This window comes from Methylobacterium brachiatum (genome assembly GCF_020523825.1).
Classification (GTDB): Bacteria; Pseudomonadota; Alphaproteobacteria; order Rhizobiales; family Beijerinckiaceae; genus Methylobacterium; species Methylobacterium brachiatum.
On record NZ_JAJALK010000029.1, the window covers coordinates 1 to 17,628 of the forward strand.

General features: G+C 66.0%; 23 protein-coding genes. 10 read left to right on the forward strand and 13 right to left on the reverse strand.

The window, feature by feature from the left end:
* Positions 1–533 precede the first annotated feature (533 nt).
* The 8 genes from LGR69_RS30510 to LGR69_RS30545 form a co-directional block, all read right to left on the reverse strand.
* A complete protein-coding gene (locus LGR69_RS30510; protein WP_230368380.1) occupies positions 534–812 on the reverse strand; it encodes a hypothetical protein in 279 nt (92 codons plus the stop codon).
* Between the two features lie 8 nt (positions 813–820).
* Positions 821–1,804, reverse strand: a complete 984-nt coding sequence (locus LGR69_RS30515; protein WP_230368382.1) for a caspase family protein — start codon at positions 1,802–1,804, stop codon at positions 821–823.
* An 8-nt stretch (positions 1,805–1,812) separates the two neighbouring features.
* Entirely contained in the window at positions 1,813–2,184 is a 372-nt protein-coding gene (locus LGR69_RS30520; protein WP_230368384.1) for a TIR domain-containing protein, read from the reverse strand.
* Positions 2,185–2,275: 91 nt separating this feature from the next.
* Positions 2,276–2,548 (reverse strand): recombinase family protein, encoded by a 273-nt coding sequence (locus tag LGR69_RS30525; RefSeq protein WP_230368386.1) that lies wholly within the window; start codon positions 2,546–2,548, stop codon positions 2,276–2,278.
* A gap of 275 nt (positions 2,549–2,823) precedes the next feature.
* Positions 2,824–3,114, reverse strand: a complete 291-nt coding sequence (locus tag LGR69_RS30530) for a type II toxin-antitoxin system RelE/ParE family toxin (protein ID WP_230368387.1) — start codon at positions 3,112–3,114, stop codon at positions 2,824–2,826.
* Positions 3,111–3,362 (reverse strand): type II toxin-antitoxin system ParD family antitoxin, encoded by a 252-nt coding sequence (locus LGR69_RS30535; protein WP_230368389.1) that lies wholly within the window; start codon positions 3,360–3,362, stop codon positions 3,111–3,113. The genes LGR69_RS30530 and LGR69_RS30535 overlap by 4 nt, the downstream gene beginning before the upstream one ends.
* Before the next feature lie 344 nt (positions 3,363–3,706).
* Positions 3,707–4,075: a stability/partitioning determinant gene (locus LGR69_RS30540; protein ID WP_230368390.1), complete on the reverse strand. Its 369-nt coding sequence runs from the start codon at positions 4,073–4,075 to the stop codon at positions 3,707–3,709.
* Positions 4,075–4,764 (reverse strand): ParA family protein, encoded by a 690-nt coding sequence (locus tag LGR69_RS30545; RefSeq protein WP_043388460.1) that lies wholly within the window; start codon positions 4,762–4,764, stop codon positions 4,075–4,077. Before LGR69_RS30545 ends, LGR69_RS30540 begins: the two co-directional genes overlap by 1 nt.
* Before the next feature lie 852 nt (positions 4,765–5,616).
* Here LGR69_RS30545 and LGR69_RS30550 point away from each other — a divergent pair.
* On the forward strand, positions 5,617–6,435 hold the full coding sequence (locus LGR69_RS30550; protein ID WP_230368392.1) for a GntR family transcriptional regulator: 819 nt from the start codon (positions 5,617–5,619) through the stop codon (positions 6,433–6,435).
* Between the two features lie 175 nt (positions 6,436–6,610).
* The gene (locus LGR69_RS30555) at positions 6,611–7,039 is read left to right on the forward strand and encodes a hypothetical protein (RefSeq protein WP_230368394.1); all 429 of its coding nucleotides are present in this window, start codon (positions 6,611–6,613) and stop codon (positions 7,037–7,039) included.
* A 63-nt stretch (positions 7,040–7,102) separates the two neighbouring features.
* On the opposite strand, the gene mobF is transcribed toward LGR69_RS30555, so the two are convergent.
* Together mobF and LGR69_RS30565 are read right to left on the reverse strand one after the other, a co-directional pair.
* Positions 7,103–10,048: a MobF family relaxase gene (mobF, locus tag LGR69_RS30560; protein WP_230368396.1), complete on the reverse strand. Its 2,946-nt coding sequence runs from the start codon at positions 10,046–10,048 to the stop codon at positions 7,103–7,105.
* Positions 10,048–10,341, reverse strand: coding sequence for a hypothetical protein (locus tag LGR69_RS30565; RefSeq protein WP_230368397.1), 294 nt, complete (start codon positions 10,339–10,341; stop codon positions 10,048–10,050). Before LGR69_RS30565 ends, mobF begins: the two co-directional genes overlap by 1 nt.
* A 206-nt stretch (positions 10,342–10,547) precedes the next feature.
* On the opposite strand from LGR69_RS30565, the gene LGR69_RS30570 reads away from it, so the two are divergent.
* The 3 genes from LGR69_RS30570 to LGR69_RS30580 are packed head-to-tail and all read left to right on the forward strand — an operon-like array spanning position 10,548 to position 12,409.
* Positions 10,548–11,057 (forward strand): hypothetical protein, encoded by a 510-nt coding sequence (locus LGR69_RS30570; protein WP_230368399.1) that lies wholly within the window; start codon positions 10,548–10,550, stop codon positions 11,055–11,057.
* 4 nt (positions 11,058–11,061) lie between these two features.
* Positions 11,062–11,805, forward strand: coding sequence for a chromosome partitioning protein (locus LGR69_RS30575; protein ID WP_230368400.1), 744 nt, complete (start codon positions 11,062–11,064; stop codon positions 11,803–11,805).
* A gap of 4 nt (positions 11,806–11,809) precedes the next feature.
* Positions 11,810–12,409 (forward strand): hypothetical protein, encoded by a 600-nt coding sequence (locus LGR69_RS30580; RefSeq protein ID WP_230368401.1) that lies wholly within the window; start codon positions 11,810–11,812, stop codon positions 12,407–12,409.
* Positions 12,410–12,422: 13 nt separating this feature from the next.
* On the opposite strand, the gene LGR69_RS30585 is transcribed toward LGR69_RS30580, so the two are convergent.
* Positions 12,423–14,015, reverse strand: coding sequence for a type IV secretory system conjugative DNA transfer family protein (locus LGR69_RS30585; protein WP_230368402.1), 1,593 nt, complete (start codon positions 14,013–14,015; stop codon positions 12,423–12,425).
* 334 nt (positions 14,016–14,349) lie between these two features.
* On the opposite strand from LGR69_RS30585, the gene LGR69_RS30590 reads away from it, so the two are divergent.
* Positions 14,350–14,760 carry a hypothetical protein gene (locus LGR69_RS30590; protein ID WP_230368403.1) on the forward strand — a complete coding sequence of 137 codons (411 nt, stop codon included), beginning with the start codon at positions 14,350–14,352 and terminating at the stop codon, positions 14,758–14,760.
* A 114-nt stretch (positions 14,761–14,874) separates the two neighbouring features.
* Here LGR69_RS30590 and LGR69_RS30595 read toward each other — a convergent pair whose 3' ends face one another.
* The gene (locus tag LGR69_RS30595) at positions 14,875–15,141 is read right to left on the reverse strand and encodes a zincin-like metallopeptidase domain-containing protein (RefSeq protein ID WP_268868897.1); all 267 of its coding nucleotides are present in this window, start codon (positions 15,139–15,141) and stop codon (positions 14,875–14,877) included.
* Between the two features lie 93 nt (positions 15,142–15,234).
* Here LGR69_RS30595 and LGR69_RS30600 point away from each other — a divergent pair, with 93 nt between their 5' ends.
* Positions 15,235–15,477: a type II toxin-antitoxin system Phd/YefM family antitoxin gene (locus tag LGR69_RS30600; protein WP_230368405.1), complete on the forward strand. Its 243-nt coding sequence runs from the start codon at positions 15,235–15,237 to the stop codon at positions 15,475–15,477.
* The gene (locus LGR69_RS30605) at positions 15,477–15,899 is read left to right on the forward strand and encodes a type II toxin-antitoxin system VapC family toxin (protein ID WP_230368406.1); all 423 of its coding nucleotides are present in this window, start codon (positions 15,477–15,479) and stop codon (positions 15,897–15,899) included. Before LGR69_RS30600 ends, LGR69_RS30605 begins: the two co-directional genes overlap by 1 nt.
* Before the next feature lie 40 nt (positions 15,900–15,939).
* Here the strand turns inward: LGR69_RS30605 and LGR69_RS30610 are convergent, their stop codons facing one another.
* Positions 15,940–16,557, reverse strand: coding sequence for a recombinase family protein (locus tag LGR69_RS30610; protein ID WP_230368407.1), 618 nt, complete (start codon positions 16,555–16,557; stop codon positions 15,940–15,942).
* Between the two features lie 301 nt (positions 16,558–16,858).
* Here LGR69_RS30610 and LGR69_RS30615 point away from each other — a divergent pair, with 301 nt between their 5' ends.
* Together LGR69_RS30615 and LGR69_RS30620 are read left to right on the forward strand one after the other, a co-directional pair.
* Positions 16,859–17,173 (forward strand): AbrB/MazE/SpoVT family DNA-binding domain-containing protein, encoded by a 315-nt coding sequence (locus LGR69_RS30615; RefSeq protein WP_230368409.1) that lies wholly within the window; start codon positions 16,859–16,861, stop codon positions 17,171–17,173.
* Positions 17,163–17,555 carry a PIN domain-containing protein gene (locus LGR69_RS30620; protein WP_230368411.1) on the forward strand — a complete coding sequence of 131 codons (393 nt, stop codon included), beginning with the start codon at positions 17,163–17,165 and terminating at the stop codon, positions 17,553–17,555. The genes LGR69_RS30615 and LGR69_RS30620 overlap by 11 nt, the downstream gene beginning before the upstream one ends.
* Positions 17,556–17,628 lie beyond the last annotated feature (73 nt).

The following is a 17,628-nucleotide window of genomic DNA, read 5'->3' on the forward strand; positions in this document are numbered from 1 at the left end:
CGCAAGCACACTGACAGGTCCGATGTTCTTGCTCTGTCCGCTTAGCGTGGTTTTGTGCCCGTCCTATGTCGGCCCCCCCCTTTGACCGGCTCGCAGGGGGGGCCTAAGCCATTGGTCTGCCGATCGCCGGATCGCGCGAAAGGGTCGGTGCAAAACTCAAGAGTTTTGCACCGAACGGCCGGCCGCTGAAATCATCAGATTTTTTGTTGCACATACCCGGTGCACATCGAGCCTACCCCAGGCAGCAGCTTAAACCGATCCGTGCTTGTCGTCGCCCGAAGTATTGGTCCAGACGATCAGCCGCCATAGAACCGGGCCTGCCTGCGGATGCTGGTGATGATTTTGAGGTGGAAATGGGTCGCCGTGGTTACACGTCGTTTCTTTGCCGCAATTCTTACAGCGGTAGATGCCGGAGACCGACACCCTTTCACCAGGTTTATGATCGGTACTCCATACTGCTTCTGCTCCATTGGCCTGAACGAGGTTCCTGATATCTTTATACCAAGCCATCCGCCAGTACTCCGAGGTATTATCTAGATATTCTGCTTCAACACGGCCGCAATAATTGGCAAGTATTTTTGGACTTGCTCGCGATCGCTGTCCTTTTCTTTTTCAGACAGTTCGGCGAAGCTCTTGTTCATCTGGCTATTCCATTGCCGAACAAGTTCAGATGGAATGACCAGTGAGCCATCTGGCTGGGCCTGCGCCTTGCCATGCATGTAACGCTGCCAATGTGACCATCGATCATGCTCGATCGATGACAACTTATCGACCATGCCGGCAAGGACAGCATCAATTTTGGTAGCATCCATGGTTTTTCTTATATCAGGTTACCGGCCACGAGGTCGCGATAATGTTCGCCTAGTACGGTCAGCTTGCAGGATCTACTGCCCATCGCGGCGTGCCACATATGCGGAGCATCGACAGGCCGAAGGAGATTGACCCTGGCATATTGCTGAAGGATGGCGAACACCTTAGTGTTGGCCTCGTCAGGCGGCGGAACGGTCGGGTTGGCCTTCTCCTCGGCCGACCTTTCCGGCTCAAACGATGGATCGAGCGGGAACACATAGCCCGGTTGAGGAAAAAGCTGGGCGATTGCCTTCAGGGACTCAAGCGGGATGGGGGCGGCCGCTTTGCGCAGCGAAACGAAGCCCTGAACATTAGTCTTGAACACCGGGCGCTGCTTCCACGGGCCAAGCGACTGATCGACATGCGCGTAAACGCTGCCGGGCGTCACCTCGCCCATGAGGTTCGCGGCCGCGCCTTCAAGAGCGTCCACCAGCAAAGTTGTGAACACCCCTGCCCCGCCGGTCTCAGCCGCATACTGATCGGCCGTGGAGGCCGTCAAAATCGTCATCCCGTCGCCGATTTCGGCCAGGCTATTGTCCGTCGGATTGTCGCCTGCCACACCGCTGTGACAGCTATCAAGAATGATAATCTTGTTTTTCGCCTTCGATCGCTTGGCGATATTCATAACTTCGGACAGAGCTAACCCATCATCACCGTTGCGGCAGTCAGCCGCGCAAAGAAAACCGCCCGTATCCTCGATGTAACCGTGGCCAGCGAAGTAGAACAAAGCGATGTCCGGTCGGTCGGCGTACAATTCCCGGACGGCGCTTTTGAGTTTGTCCTTGGTGACGATCTCGCTCACTGTGCCTTCGATCAGGCGCGGTGTCACGAAATTGGTGGTGCCGTCGTCGTTGCGTTCCAGCACATCGCGCACAGCCTTTGCGTCATTGACGCAACCAGCGAGCGAGCTGATATGGCTGTAATGGTCGATGCCGACGATAAGGGCGCGCCGCATAGCCCCTCCTACAGGCTATCGACAAAGGCATTGATGTTGGTATCACTCCATTCAACCGTCGTAACGTCGGCGATGGCCGTGCGGTCGTCTTTATAGGCCCAGATGCCTTTGATTTTTTTGCCTTCTTCCTTGGCGCACTCGATTTCCCATTTCTGGCCTGTCGAGTCCTTCGAATTTTTGCTGACCAGGACGATCACGCCGTCTGAGCGTTTGATGCGCGTCCGAACTTTGTCCTTCCACCCTATATCGTAGGGTTCCTTGACGGACATATCGATAAATTCAAATGGCTGGTGCGGATGCAGTGACTGACCTTTGAGAAAATCTCGCTGGCGCTCGTCCTCGATTGCAAATGCGATAAACACGATTTTTTTATCTGCCATTCTGTCCTCCCTGCGGCTTGATGCCGGAAGGTAGGATGCGGCCCCCTAAAATCAACCTCTGATAGGAGAACAAACCGAGCCGGCTGTGATCTCAGGTCTTGGCGTTCAGGTGCCGCCGGAGGGTGGCGGGATCAATGCCGACCATACGGGCGACCTCGGCTCTGCCCTTGCCGTCATCAAGCAGCCGCAACGCAAGCTCGCGTTTCTCCGGGGTGAGAGCGGCCGGTCGCCCCGCCCGCTTGCCGCGCCGCCTAGCGGCTGTCGGCCCCGCCTTGGTCCGCTCGGAGATTAGGTCCCGTTCGAGCTGCGCCAGCACGCTCATGATGCCGAACAGCGCCTTGCCGGCGGCAGTGCGGGTATCCATGCCGTCCGATCGAGCGGAACTCGACGCCGCGTGTGTGCAGCTCGTCCAGGAGCAGGGCGAGACCGACCGTGGTGCGGCCGAGGCGGTCGATGCGCTAGACGGTCAGTATGTCGCCGGGCCGCAGCGCCGCGAGGGCGGCCGTCAGTCCCGGCCGCTTCATGGCGGTGCTAGAGATGTCCTTTCCTCGTGGATCGCCTCGCAGCCATCCGCGCGTAGCGCGTCGTGCTGTAGGGCGAGGGTCTGTTCATCCGCGGAGACACGGGCATAGCCGAGCTTCATGCGAGGGCGCTTTCCCAATCCTGCCGGCCGTGCAGGACGCGGACGATCAGGATGCTCGGCCCGTCCTCGACATAGACGATCATATGCGCCCGATAAGGATGGAGCCGGACCGGCGGCCTCAGCTCGCAGCGCTCCCGTGCCATCAGGGGATTGTCGGCTAGGATCTGGAAGGCGGCAAACAGCCCGTCCTGATAGCGCTCGGCCTGGCCCACACCGAAGCGGACCGCGCCTTCCACGTAGGCATAGGCTATGTCGTCATCCGCCTGCGGTGAGGTGCGGAAGATCATTTGGCCTGCACGGCCGCCAGCCGATCGCGGCCGAGCTGACGAATTTCATCTGGGGTTCGGGTACTAATGCCGCTCGCCAGTCCTTCATCGACCAGCCGTTGCAGTTCGGCGATTTTGGCCAATCGGTCCTGATCGCGGCGGATCAGGTCGCGCACATAGTCGCTCGCATTCGCATAGCGGCCGGTGCCGGCCTGGGCCTCGACCCAATCCTTCATCGGATCAGGGAGCGATACGTTCATAGTCGCCATAGTAGGCACCTCCTACCACCTATCATGGCAAGGATTGGCAAACTCCGTCAAAAGATGTCTGCAATTTTACGCTCACGTTTTCGCGCGACCCGGCCTTAATCAGCGCAAGGGGTTAGCCGCTCTACGAAAAGCCGCGCAAAAACGGACCTTTTTAAGCAGGAGCGCGACTACACCCCTCTGCTGCGGCCACTCGCAAAATGCCCTTATGCGCGTGACGACGAAGCAGCTTGGCTTGGCCTTTCACACCTTGACTGTGCCTGGTGTGGGAGGCACTCTGGGGCTTCCTGGCAGCTGTCTGGTTTCTTTTGGCTTCCTATTCGGTGCCCGATAGGCTTTTGAGAAGGTCATCCCCTTTTGTGGGCGGCCTCGTAGGCTTCAAGCGCTCTTTCCAGCAGCTCGCCAAGCACCAAGTGGTGTTCGTCGGCTAGGCGGGTGAAGCGCTGGGCGGTCTCTTCCGTCACCTTGAGGCTGAGCTGTTTGTTGCGGCCGGTGCGGTAGCGGCGCTGTTCGACCTTGGCCAATGCCGGCTTCGCCTTCTCGCGCGGGGCGGACTCGCGGCTGGGGAAGCCTTCCGCTTCGGAGACGGCACGAATTGCCTCGACTGGCGGCTTCGGCTGCTGGGCGGCGCGTGGCGTGGGCTTGAAGTCGTCCAGTCCACCGAGGTCGAGCTTCCCGAGCGGATCGGTGCGTTCAGGCTTGGGCTGGCCGGGCATCACGCAACCTCCTTGGCCTGCTCGCGCTTGTCGCGCAGGCGCTGCACAATCTCCGCGGCGTACTCGGCCGCGTTGTTGATCGCCACGGTCGTGTTGGCGACCCCCTTCCCTGCCAGGCCCTGCAGCGTGCCACCATAGGAGAACATGGCGCGGTAGGCCTCGCGGTCGCACAAGCGGGTTTTCAGGACCGGGATCGCGCGCTCGTCGAAGCTCTGCAAGATGTGCTTGAGGGTGTGGGGCATAATCGCGGGATTCGTCCGCGTGATCAGCACCGTGTAGGGAATGGCCCTCCCCCCGCGCTTCTCCGTGCGCTTGATGAGCCCGATCTGACGGGCAGCCTGCGAGGCGTCGAACTGCGAGCCCTGCACGGGGATCACAACTAGGTCGGACATCGAGATTGCGTGGCTGACCATGAGGCTCGCCAAGCCCTCCAAATCCACGATCACGAAGGCGGTCATGCTGGCCGCCTCCTCGATCTTGTCCATGATCGTCTCTTCCGTCGCGCCGCCTACGACCTGAAGGGTGGCGGGCAGGCCCGGAAGCTGCGCCCATTCTTGGACGAACTGATTGGGGTCGGCGTCGATGATAGTAACGGTCGCTCCCTGCTCCGCCAGCATGCTGGCGAGGATGCAGGCAGCTGTGGTTTTGCCGGCACCGCCCTTAGGCGATGAGAACGTGATGACAGGCATAGACACCTCGTTGGAAGCTATCGGGCTCCGGGAAGCTGCCGGGCAGCCGTTTGGCGCCGGGAAGCTGTCGGAAAGCTATCCGGTTCCGGGAAGCTTTCAGCTCTGCGGTAAACGCCACGTTAACCCAGCGACATCCTGTTTAGAACCAGAAAGCTGTCAGATAGCCATTCTCTTTCGGAAAGCTGTCTGGATCCTGGCATATGTCTGACTGAACGCTGCTAAGTGCGCTCCCCGGTATTCCTATGAGGGTATCAGACAGCTGTCAGACAGCTGATTGGTTTCCGCTAAATCCTAAAACCTTGGCCGTTTTGCTCTGCAAAGCGAACGAGGCTTATTCCCCGGCTCAACCGGACCGAATTTTCGGCCGAGATGCTGCGCGCCACCCTCAAAGCCGTCGCGGCGGTCGCCGCCTGGCCACGTGCTCTCGCCTCGCCGGAGTGGCACACGCGCTACGTTCAGCGGATGAGGAGAGGTGTCGACCGGAATATGGGGTGGTTCAGGACGGCAGGAGAAAGGTCATCAGCCACCCGCAACGTTGACTTAGCCGTGCCGCCCGGTCGACATGGGCTGTCATGGCCGTGCTCGCCCAAGCGAGTCGTGAGCCAGCCATTCAGGAGAGCAATCGCCGCAGTAGGACCCTGAAAAGCCAAAGGCCCCACCCCGGCAAGGGTGAGGCCTTCGAAATCGAGATGGCCTGTGAGGCACAACAGCATCCCTCACAAGCCATAAAGCGCCCTCAGGCGTCAAGTCGGAACCCTGGTTCCGGCAACGATATCGGCTTGTCTTGAACGGAGCGCACAGCTTGCGCCACCGAACGTCCCCCTGTGGCCCTGTGGAAAAGGGCCGAGACACGTGTTTGCCGATAAAATCCGCCGCGCGATCGAGGCGGCTGACCGAATCACCCTTCCGTCCGTGACGGCGCTGCTCTGGCGCGCTTACGGAGAGGGGAAGGTCACGGAGGCCGAGGCCGAAGCGCTGTCCGGGCTGATCGAGGCGCGCACCGATGCGCCAGCTGCCCGGCGGTACTCTCTGGCCGCGCCGGCAGCTTCCGACCCGAGCAATGGGCCGACAGCTCAGGAGCGCGCAAGATCCGCTAGGAGCTTCGTCGGCTCGCGCCCGCGCTCAGACACCTCGCTGGAGCGCCGCCGCCGCTGGGCCGCCTCCGGGCGGCTGCCGCCGGGGTTGGCGGCCCGATTCACGTTGGCCGAGCAAGCGGTGCTCGCCCTGGTGGCCACGGAAACCTCGAAGCGGGGCGATTGTCGGCTGGCCGTGGGACATCTCGCGGCGATCGCGGGCGTGGCCGAGACGACTGTGCGCAACGCCCTGCGCGAGGCCAAGAGACTCGGGCTCGTCACCGTCGAGGAGCGGCGGGTGACCGGCTTCAGGAACGACACCAACGTCGTGCGCATCGTCTCGCCCGAGTGGCAAGCTTGGATGCGGCTGGCGCGCAAGCCCGTCCGGGAGATCCTCGGCGCCAAGGATAACCGCGCCGCACCGAGCGGCGGGGGAGGGTGCAAATCCGCGAAGCGCACGAATACTGGAGTTCTCATCCTGTCAGAATCGGGGACAACGGAACCATCGAAAGGCTGCCGGGAAGCAGCGGGCGACCTCGACCGATCAGACCGCACGCGAATCCGCGCGGGTCGTGGCACGGGCCGAGCCATGCGCTGAGGGTCTGAGCTCGTACGGTCTGACGAACGCCGCCCTCTGCTCAGGAGACGGCCCGGGCTTCTTCGGCCTCAAGCCCATCAGGCCCTCACCGACCGAATGCCATCCCCGCGCAGACCCCTGTGCGGACGGCCAGCCTCGCTCTACGGTCACGCTTCGACCCTGTATCTCGATTCCCATGCCGATCCGGCCCGAGCACCGCTTCTTCTACCCAATCGACTGGCCCCAGCTCTCGGCCGTGATCCGGTTCGGGCGCGCTCAGGGACGCTGCGAGGGCTGCGGGCGACCGCACGGGCGGACGGTGGTCCACCTCGGCGACGGCCGCTGGTGGGATGCGGGCGCGGCCTCCTGGCGCGACGGGCGCGGGCGGCGGGTGCGCGTCCGGCCCGGTGCTGTGGACGTCCTCGGGACCGTGCGCCGGACCCGAGTGGTGCTGGCCGCAGCCCATCGCGACCACGACACCGCCAACAACGCCGACGCCAACCTCGCCGCCTTCTGCCAGCGCTGCCATATCATCCATGATCGACCCGAGCACCGCCGACGCCGGTGGACGACCCTGTTCCGCCGCAAGGCGCTCGGCGACCTGTTCCGCGGACCCTACGTCTGAGCGCAGGCGGCCTGGATCAGTGCGGTACGGATCCCCCTTGGCCGCGGGCCACGGGGATGGGGCTCATCGTTCGATGCCGGCGCCGCGATCGCGCTGGTGGCCCGATATGGAGCGGCCCAAATGATGGGCGAGCTGCGCGACCAGAGCACGCGCCGCCGGAGCCGGGGCGCGTGTCAAGCGCTGTCCGTAAGCGTCGACCAAGCGCCACGCCGGCACGACCAGACGGTCCACCCCGAGCCAGGCTACCGCCTCGCGCAGGACCTGCGCCGCGCGCACCGCCCGGCGTACGTCGAGGCCCGGGGCGATGGGCTTGGTCAGTCCGAGCAGCCCGTCGCGCACGAACGCCACCCGGTCGGCGGCGTAATCGATCACATTGGCCTTCTCGCGGTAGGCCCGCGCTTCCTTGAACAGCCGTTCCAGCACCATCGTGTCGGTCGCCGGCACGCGCGCATCCGCCTGCCGCTGCCGGCACAGGGCGTCGAGCCGGTCGCGCTCGACCACCACACGAGCCTCGTGCCGGTGCCGGGTCAGGCCGACATACACCTCGCGCGCGTCCGGGCCGGCCCCGAGATACACCACCGCCGCGGAACAGGTTCGGCCCTGCGCCGCGTAAGTCGTTCCAGCGTAGGCGTGCACGATCTTCGGTTGTGGTGGCCGACGGCCGAAGCGTGGCTCACGGGTCAGCTGCTCCCAGGCCGTGTCGAGCGCGCGCCCGTCCTCCAGCCGCAGGCGCAGGCGCGGTCCCGCGTCCGGATCGGTGGTGATCGCCTCGACCCGGGCACGGTTGCCGTTGCGCAGGCCCAAGTGCGGCAGGCTCTCGCCGAACCGGAGGACGTCGCCGACGCCTAAACTCAGCGGTACGACCTCATCGGCGCGGTTGCGCGACGGCAGCGCGATCACGTCGGGTCCGAGCTGTCCCTCCGCCCGCAGCACCGCCCGTGCCCGCGCGTTCAGCGCCGCCGCATCGGCGTTGCGCCGGGTCACGATCAGCGCGTCCCCGTCATGGGCGGCGCGCTGATCGGACCACAGCGCGATCACCCGGGCCTGAGCCGCCTCGGCCCCGGAGATCAACTCGACCCGGTCGTTGGCGGCGTAGGCGCGCAGACCCGCCTCTGCATCGCCGCGCGCCATCACCACCGAGGCGGCGCGCTGCCACTCGACCGTCTGCCGGCGGACGTGTTCGAGCACGGCCGAGCGCCCGACCACCTCGGCGACCGCCCGCAGCGCGCTCGCGCCGCCGACCGAGGCGAGCTGACGCCGGTCGCCGATCAGCACCACCTTGGCGCCAGCCGCCTGCGCCGCACTCAGCACTGCCTCCAGGTCCCGGGTCGACACCATCCCGGCCTCGTCGACCAGCACTAGGGTGTCGGCGTCGAGCGCGGGCGAGGGATCGGGGTGGGGCGCGGGGTCCAGAACCGTCGCCCGAGCCTGGTCGTGGCGCCAGCGCGCGATCGCCTGCGCCGGGATCCCGGTGGAGCGCGCGAGCTCGTCGGCGGCGACCCAGGATGGTGCCAAGCCAACGACGCGCAATCCATAGTTGTGGGCCGCGTCGACCAGGGTCGCGGCCGTGGTGGTTTTGCCTGTGCCCGCACCGGCCTGGAGCAGAGACACTCCATCCAGACCGGCGGCATGACGCACGGCCTCGCCCTGTTCGGGGCTGAGATGGCCCGCCTGCGCCAGGGCCGCCTCGACTGCCTCGGGCTTCATCCAACTCCGCTCCAGGGGGCGGTCGGCGGCGCGCAGCATCGCCGCCTCGCAGGCGGCGATGCCCGGGCTCGTCCAGCACGCGTTGGCGCCCGGCACCATCTCGGCGGCGGCCAGCGGCAGCAGCGTGCCGTCCCGCTCCAGGCTGGCGAGCTCCGCCTCCACGGCATCGACCCCGAGTCCCTGCACGCCGGCGAACTCCAGAGCGCGCTGGAGCAGGTCCTTGCGCGTCACGACACTCTCGTGCCGAAACAACGCCGAGGCGGCGCGCGCGACCGGGCCGTCGCCGGGGATCTCGGGCGGGTCGAACGGGGCGTCGCGTTCCGCCTCACGCGCGGCGGCTCTCGCGAGAGCGGGGTCGCGCTCGGGATGGCGCGCGGCGTCCCAAGGATCGAGCGCGCAGACGGCGAGCTCCTCGCGCCACCGTGCCTCCAGCTCGGGACCGGTCGGCAGCTCGTGCTTGCCGCGGCGCGTGGCGAGCGCGGCGATCTCGCGCTGGGCGCTGGTGGCGCCGGCCCCGGCGTAGTCGAGGATCTGCCCGGAGCGTTTGGAGAAGGCCGCCAGCACCGCCTCGGGCGGGCCGGCGACCTCCCACTGCCCGCGCCCGGCCTCTCGGTAGCGTAGGCCGAAGCGGCGATGCAGGTCCTCGGCCAGGGCAGCGCGATACGCGGCACCCACACAGATCTGGTACGAATAGAGTTGTTCGACCTCGATGGTCAGGTGTGTCTGGGTCTTGTAGCGACCGGATCGAGAATTCGGCGGCGCACCGGCTGCGTTGATGAAGACACAGTGCGTATGGATATTTGGATCCACTTCTCGGGTCGTGTAATGATCGAAGCGGCCGACGATGATGTCGCTCGGCCGGTGTCGTTCGACGCCCCCGGCACCGGTTCGGACGGTGACCAGCCCCTCCGCCGCCACGAAGGCGAGCGCTCGCTCGACCGCGGCGCGGTGGGCGGCCTCGATCGCGGCGCGCTGCTCGGGCGTGCCGGCCATCCAGAGGACGGAGACGGATTTCCCGGGGGTCAGGGTGCAGTCCTGGCCGGCCCAGTGGCCGGGACCAGCGCCGCGCACCAGCGGCTTGCCGGTACCAGGGTGGAACCCAGCGCACAGGTCGCGGAAGGAGCTCGCGTCGATCGCCGCGCCGTGGCGCACGACGCTCTCGCCGCTGCTCCACCACACCCCGCCGCCGTCCGCCAGGTAGTACTCGTCGCGCCGGTCCGGCCTGGCTTCGCGCTGGCTGTCGTTGGTGTAGTACAGCCCAGCCTCGGCCCCGGCGCCGAGGCGGTGCAGCGAGGCGGTCATCAGGCCGGATCCGAGCCACCGGTGCCCTTGCGGTAGCGGCAGATCCGGTACAGGTCGATGCCGGCCGACGGGGCCCCGAGCTCACCGACGGCCTGTGCCATGTCGAGGATCGCGGCGTCGACCTGCTCCATGCGCTCGATCAGGATCCGGTGGCGGATCGCCACCTCCAGGGCTTGAGCGACGCAGTCGGCCGCCAGGCTCTCGGCCGACCAGCCGCGTTCGGCCGCGGCAGCGCTGAGGCGGAGGGCGAGGGGAGCTGCCAGGGTAAGGGTGAGCTTGACCTCGTCGTCCATCGGCGTACCTGCTGCGTGCGGATCGGGCTAAGACGCCTGACACGTTCCGGGCCGATCGACGAGGCGAGCAAACCTCCGTAGTTAACGCCGCGTCACTTCAGTGCGTGTGGTGTGATGCCTTCATATTGTTGAGCCGTTAGTGAGCTTGCGCTGTGGCGCTTGAGCCGGTGCTGAGCCGTTAACCGGGCTGCTCCAGGATCGAGCCCATGAGCTTCGATCTCACAGCCCTGCGCCGTGCCGTCAAGCGCCACAGGGCCGCCCACGAGGCTCGGCCCGACCGGCGCAAGACCACGGGCGCCACCGCGCTGATCCGTGCAGCCTTGCCCGAGATCCGTCGCCTGCGCGACCTCGAGGGGCAGCCCTGGGCCGTCATCGCCGCGGCTTTGGGCGAGCAGGGCGTGCACGAGGGGCGGGAGGGCCGAGCCATCTCCGCCGACCGCCTGATCGCGCTGGTGCGCCACATCGAGGCGCAGATCGCACGGGATAGCGCCAAGCGGGCTGAGAACACCGACCGCCGCGACCTCACCCCCGTCTCGCCGGGGCTGCCGCAGCCCCCCGCACGCCCATCGGGCCCGGATGGCTCTCCCACGCGACCCCGCCTCGCCCCGGAGCTTCAGCCCCATCCCTCCGCCGCGCCTGAGGACGAGCCGCTGAGCGAGGCCGAGATCCTCAGGCTTCAGGCCGAGAAGCACCGCCACCTGTTCAAGAAGGATTGAGACCATGGCCCGCATCCTCCTCGTCGGTCAGGAAACCGGCGGCATCGGCAAGTCCACGGTCGTGCGCGGCCTGGCCGAGGCCGTGCCCGACGCGCAGATCCTGGAGATCGAGTCCGTCCACCGCCTGACCGAGTTCAAGACCGGCAAGGCCAACGAGCCGGGCCGCGTGCGCCACTTCGAGATGCGCGCCACGCGCGAGGCGATCGAGGCCAGCGGCGGCAAGGCCGCGCGGGCCGAGCTCGACGACGTGATCAACGCGCTCCACACGGTGAAGGCCGCCAGCCTCGTCGATATCGGCGCCAACACCTCGGCGAGCCTGCTCGGGATCCTCAAGGAGGAGGCGCTTACCTTGCGCGAGGCTGGGATCGAACTCGGCCTCGTCGTAGTCGTGGCGGCCGAGGCGGGCGCGCTCGCCGAGGGAAGTAAGCTACTGCACGTGGCCAAAGACTGGGCAGGCGCCCGTTTCGTCGTGGCCAATGCCGTGCGGGGCGCGGTCGACCCGGTCCTGCTCAAGCGGGTGGCGGGCGACGCGGCGGTCACGCATCTGCGCCACTTCGACCTGGAGGAGAAGACCCGCGAGGTGCTGGCCGCGGGCCAGCTCCGCGGGATCGCCAAGCTCGACCGGGCGAGCTTGACCAAGGAGACCTCGCCGGCCGTGGCGGGACGGATCCTGCGCGATCTCACCGCCTTCCGGCTCGCCGTGATGGAAGCGGTCAAGCCGGCCGCGCTGTGGCTGGTCGAGGGCTGAGGTCGTGGCGCGCCCACCCCAACCCTCGACCACGTCGCTGCAGCAGCGGCTGGAGCTGCGCTACCGGGACGCGAGCAAGGTGGCGGAGGAGGCGAACGCTCATATGGTCGGCATGAGCGAGCGCCACCTCACCGGGCTGCTGCGTGGCAAGCCTGCGGCGCGCTTTGCCGCGCTCGGCGACCCGACCTCTCCGCTGACGCCCGAGGATCGCGCCAAGCTCCTGCAGTCGCTCGAAGGTCAGGTGCCACCCGCGCGCCCGATCACCGCCGACACGGCGAGCCGGCTGGCGATCTGGCGCTCGCGGCTGCCCTACCGGGTCGTGCCCTGGACGGTCAGGGGCCTGAGCGCGGTCACCGTCATCGGTCTCACCGTGTTGGCCTGGCATCGCACGCCCGAGCGCTGGATCGAGATCACGGGGACGGCGGCGCTGCCCGTGCGTTGGCAGCTGCCGGGGGGGGTCTACGAGGATGACCGTCTGAACCCGGGCGAGCACTACGTCCTGGTGCGCCAGGAGGGGACATCCGGGCTGCTGCGTCGGTGGTATCCCGGCCGCGGCTACGCCGAGGCCCGGGTTTCGCTGACACGCCCGCGGGAGAGCCGCTGAGGCGTTGCGCCCGTCAGCGGCTGGCTCCGACAGGCGGCACCGTCCTGATCAACCGCGCAAAGCGCGGGTCGGTGTGCGCCACCGTCTTGCGCAACCGCATCGGGTGACGCGCATAGGCGGTGCTGTTGGGGAACACCAGGATCTGGTTGGCCGGCAGGCTGGCCAGCGCCTCCCGGGTCAGCAGCCGCACGCCCTGCGGGGTCGCGGCGATGCTGCGCTGGCCCTGGCCTTCGGCCGGCCGCGTCAGGGTCTCGACCCGTGCGGTATAGTCGCCCACCGCCCGCGACCAGCGCTCGCCCGCGTCCGGATCGACCGCCGGCACGTCGAACAGCACGACGAATTCCGCCGTGTTGAGGATGGTGTCGGCGCCGGCCTCGCCGTAGAGGCCGACGATCTGCGAGCGGTCCTGCCACAGAGTCCACAGCGAGGCACCGTATCCCGGCAATTCTCCGGACGCGGTCAGGATCTCGTCAAATCGACCCAGCGCCGCCGCCTCGTCGACCATGACGAGCAGGCGTTGTGCGGGGCGATTGCGCCGAACACTGATGAACAGATCGGACAGGAACCAGCGCAGCAGCGGCGCGAGCAGGCGCTTGTACTCGGGCGGGACGGCGATGAACAGATCGACGTCGCCGTTTGACAGGTCGGCGAGCGCGAAGGTGCTGCCTCCGACGAGGTGGCGCAGGCGCTCGTCGGCAAGCCACTGAAAGGCTTGGCTCGCTGTGGCGATGATGGGATCGCGGGTCTTGGGATCGGCGTTCAGGATTTCCAGGGCGGCGAGCGCGGCGGGCGCGGGGCGGAGCGCCTCCAGCTGCTCGATCAACTTCGGCGCATCGGCGATGAGCGCGTGAACCTGCGCCACGGTGCGGTTGCCGCGGGTGAGGCTCACGAGTAGGGCGCCGGTGATGAGGTCGACGGCGCGGTTGCGGAAATAGGCGCTCGCCTCGCCGTCGCCGCTGGCCTCCGGTAACAGGGCCAGCGCGGTATGCTGGAGGTAGAGCACATCGCTGGCGTCACGCCCGTGAAGCGGGTTCCAACGATCGGCGCCCCCGACGAGCCCGAGTGGGTCGAGACAGATGACGCGGCGGCCGAGCGCCCGGCGGCGCTCGGCCGTGGCCTTGTAGATCTCGCCCTTGGGATCGACCACCACCGCGGGTCCCGACCAGGCCCAGGGCTCGGGGTAGGCGAGGTTCGGGATCAGCGCGCCCGAGGTCTTGCCCTTACGCGGGGGTGCGATCGTGGCGAGCGTGCCTTGTACGGCGACCCGCACGGCGCGGCCGGTCTCTGGATCGAGGCCGAGCTCAAGACCCTTGTTCATCGCCGCGCGCTCGGCTGGTGTGGCAAAGCGGGCGGAGCCGAACAGGTTCGAGGCGTCCCGCTGCACCAGCTTGGTTGCACCAGCGTAGCGCCAACCAAACAGGGCGCCGAGGGGCAGTAGCAGGCAGAGGAGCGCCCAGAACCCGCCCGCGAACGCTGGCGAGCGGTTGAGCAGCATGGTCCAGTAGGCCTGCGTGATCGTGCCGAGCTGCAGAAAGCGCAGGGCGTCGAACCAAGCACCGGGTGCGATCACCTCGGACGGCCACAGCGTCGGATCGAGCCCATGCACGATCGATGCGGCAATAGGATATCCGAACAGTACTATCGCGAAACTATAGAGCAAGACTCGGATAAGTGTCGCCATAAAGCACCGATTGAACGCAGGTCAGACTGGCGGCTGACCGTGACGCGAACTCATGAAGTGAATTTCGTTGCGGGACTATGAAAACCGGCCTCGCCACGGGCAGACGAGTCCAGAAATTAGCACAGCGTTACGAAATCATTGATAAGGGCAAGTTCAGTTTATCGGACGCCGCACAAGATCGTTAGGTTGGCCTCAGGTATTGCCCTGGATGCCACTTCCAGTGTGCAGCCCTCAATCCAAGAGAAATTTAGACAGGCCGATGCCGATCTTTCACGATACCTCATTCGAATGCGCCATCGCTATCGTACAAGATGCGTTTCGCGTGTCGCCATACATGATCCTGGAGGATCAGTGCGCCAATTTCCACGAAGGTCATCTGAACTCGCAGACGCCCAATACGGGATGCCGAATGGAGTTCGCCTGGGGCGGCCCGGTGGAGGAGTTCAGCGGCCGTTCTGTCGCTGACATGCTGCCGAATGTTTTCTACCGGCAGAACTGGGGCGGCGGCGGGTTCTGGCGCCTCGCATTACGTCCAGGAACGAACGACGGCTTGACCTTTGTGCGCGCCTTCTCTGTAGAGGACCCGGCCATGCAGGGCGTCAACGATGAAGCGGAGCGCGCATTCGGCAGGGCTGCGGGCAGAACGATCCCCGTGCGGTTTTGGCGATGATCAGACCGAGCGGCGCGCTGACAGGCAATGCCTGTTCAGGACTGTTCTAGTCCAGCAAGAGCATGCATGGATCGTTTTGCGTCAGTGGCTCACCGGGGCTACCGACAAGAGGTCTCAGTGGGCCAAGCCGGTGAGGTACTGAGCTGCGCGGCTAGCAGCGCTCGCGGCAGTGAAGTTCGCTCGATTGTCGTTGCGCAGCAACTTGGTCCAGGACGCGCTGTAGTTGGCGTGGGTCGGATGCGGTTCCGACGCCAGCCTGAGCGTCGCCGTCAGGAAGGCGCTCCCGAGTTCGGCCACCTGCTCCTCGGCAGCGTAGGCTTGGCTCCGAAACCGACAGGAGAGATCCTGGTCCAGCCCGCTCACGTGTCCGCTCCAGTGCATCGAAGCACGCTGTAGGAAGTAGAGAACTGCTAGCTTACGCGATGGAAGCGCCCTATATGACCATCAGGTTGGTCACGAGCAGGATGAGTTTCGATGAGCACCATCAACCTCGCTGAGGCCAAGGCGCATCTGAGCGCACTCGTTGATCGCGTCGAGGATGGTGACACGATCACGATCACGCGCCGGGGCAAGGCAGTTGCGCGTCTGGCCCCCGCAGTCACGACATTCCGCCCGGTTGATGCCGAGGCTTTACGTGCCATCACCGCCACTATGCCTGTGCAACCGCACGGCGCGAGCCGCTTCGTTCGCGAGATGCGCGACGATGAACGCTACTGATGTTCTACATCGATACCTCGGTTTTGGTCTGCGCACTTACAAACGAGCCTGACACGGAGCGAATGCAGGCCTGGCTCGGTGTGCAAGCCGCGGGCGATCTAGCTCTGAGCGCCTGGGTCGTCACGGAGTTCTCGGCTGCCCTTTCGATCAAGGTTCGGCGCAAGGACCTGATGCCGGAGCATCGCGCGGCTGCCCTGACGGCCTTCACGCGGCTCACGGCCGAGTCCTTCGCCTCGCTCGCACTCTCCGATCGTCAGTTTCGGGTGGCTGCGCGCTTTGCCGACCAGTCACATCTTGGCTTACGAGCTGGTGATGCCCTGCATCTGGCCTTGGCGGCCGATCATGGTGTGGCGCTCATGACCCTCGATCACCGGCTAGCAGAGGCCGGCGCTGCGCTCGGGATTGCAACACGCCTCCTATAGGCACACGGACGGATCTCTCACGTCGGCGTAGGCAGGCAGTTCAGCTCGCGAGTGCACCCGGCGAGGTGATCCGCTCAGGTCGCCGCATCGCCTCCTGCACCCGTCGGATCGTGGTCCGGCCGACCTTGAGCTCACGCGCGACAGCCGAGGCGCTCCGGCCGTCGCGCAGAAGCCGCTCGGCCTCCCGCCGCCGCTCCGGTGTGAGGCTCGCCGGTCGGCCGATCGTCTTGCCCTCGGCACGTGCCCGGGCCAGACCCGCCTGGGTGCGCTCGATCAGCAGGTCGCGCTCGAACTCGGCGACCGCGTTGATCACGCCCATCGTCAGCTTGCCGGTCGAGCTGGTCAGATCGACGCCGCCGAGTGCGAGGCAGTGTACGCGCACCCCGAGGGCATCGAGGCGCTGGATCGTGCTGCCGACATCCATGGCGTTGCGGCCCAGCCGGTCGAGCTTGGTCACGACGAGGACATCGTCGCGTTCAAGCCGGTCGAGCAGGCGAACGAAGCCCTTGCGCTCGCTGGTGGCGACACTGCCCGACACCGTCTCGGTGATCACGCGCTGCGGCTCGACCTGGAAGCCGGCGGCCGCGATCTCCTGGCGCTGATTATCGGTGGTCTGACCCAGAGTGGACACGCGCAGGTAGGCGAAGGTGCGGGGCATGGTCGAAATGTGGCCGAAAATGCCGGCCGAAACTAAACCATGGCCGAAACCCCAGCAAGGTTATCTTTAGGCCAGATCCGCAGCATGTGGCCGAAACCGTTCGGTTTCGGCCAGCCCTCCGCAAACGAACTGCCTGCCGAAGGACCACAAGGCAGCCACTCCTGGCGAAACTGCCAAATCAGGAATTTATGGCGTATATAACGAAACTGCCGCCTGTCCGATCGACGGCATCTTATGGTTCGGTGGCTAACGCTCTTCGTCGGGCAGACGCATGTTTCTGAGCTGGTCGGATCGGGATGTCATGAACGCGACGCTTTCCAAGATCGATGCTGGTGGTCGGCTGATCATTCCAGCTCAGGCGCGAAAAGCCCTGAGGCTGGAGTCCGGCGGACCCGTCGTGCTGACCCTGGTAGACGGTGAGCTTCGGGTGCGCTCAGTCGCTTCCGCCATGGCCGAGCTTCAGGTCCAGACCTCCTCCTTCCTGGCCAGCGACGGCGCCTCGGTCAGCGCCTTTCTCACGGCGCGGCGTGCAGAGGCTGCCAGGGAGGAGGGCGCGTCTGCGGACACGAGCGATCAGGCTACGTCATCCATGACGGAGTTCGATCGTGGCGCGTAGCGTCCTCGATGCTTCGGCGTTGCTCGCCTACCTACGCCGGGAACCCGGTTGGGAGCAGGTGCTAGAAGCCTTCACCGGCACCGCCACGATGACCACCGTGAATTTCGGCGAGGTTGCCGGATGGTTGGTCCGAAACGGTGCGGACGAGGCGGCTGTTCGAGGTCTGCGGAGCGGCCTCGTGTTTCCCCTCACGCCGGTCGACGACGACCTCTGCATTCGCGCAGCACTGCTGGAGCCGCTGACAAGGTCGAAAGGGCTTGGGATCGGGGACCGGCTCTGTCTTGCGCTCGCTGCCCGCTCTGACGCCGTCGCTGTCACCGCAGACGCCGCCTGGCAGGAGATCGCTGCAGGTGCGGGAGTCGAGGTTCGGCTCATCCGCTAAGTTTGGGTGAGCAAGCAACCGAAGCGTTTACCCGGCGCCAGAATAGCCGACACATTTTACCGACAGAGGTGGA